At 60.4% G+C, this 333-nt stretch carries 1 protein-coding gene; it reads left to right on the forward strand.

The annotated features are described in order from the left end of the window. Nucleotides 1-333: ABC transporter transmembrane domain-containing protein (locus EXE45_RS18475; RefSeq protein ID WP_137695172.1), on the forward strand; the 333-nt coding region annotated here is incomplete at both ends.

Below are 333 nucleotides of genomic sequence, written 5' to 3' on the forward strand. Positions count from 1 at the left end.
ACTTCTTCTCGGACAAGCAGACCGGCGAGATGATGTCCATCCTCTCGAACGACGTGAACCGGTTAGAGCGGTTCCTCAACGACGGGATGAACTCCGTGTTCCGGCTGTCCGTGATGGTGATCGGGATCGGCGTCCTCCTGTTCTGGATCAACTGGCAGCTCGCCTTGGTCGCGCTGTTGCCCGTCCCCGTCATCGCCGGGTTCACCTACGTGTTCATCAAGATCATCCAGCCGAAGTACGCCGAGGTGCGGTCGACGGTCGGCAAGATGAACTCCCGGCTGGAGAACAACCTCGGCGGCATCCAGGTGATCAAGGCGGCCAACACCGAGTCCT

The organism is Halorubrum sp. SP9, assembly GCF_005435015.1.
Taxonomy (GTDB): Archaea; Halobacteriota; Halobacteria; order Halobacteriales; family Haloferacaceae; genus Halorubrum; species Halorubrum sodomense.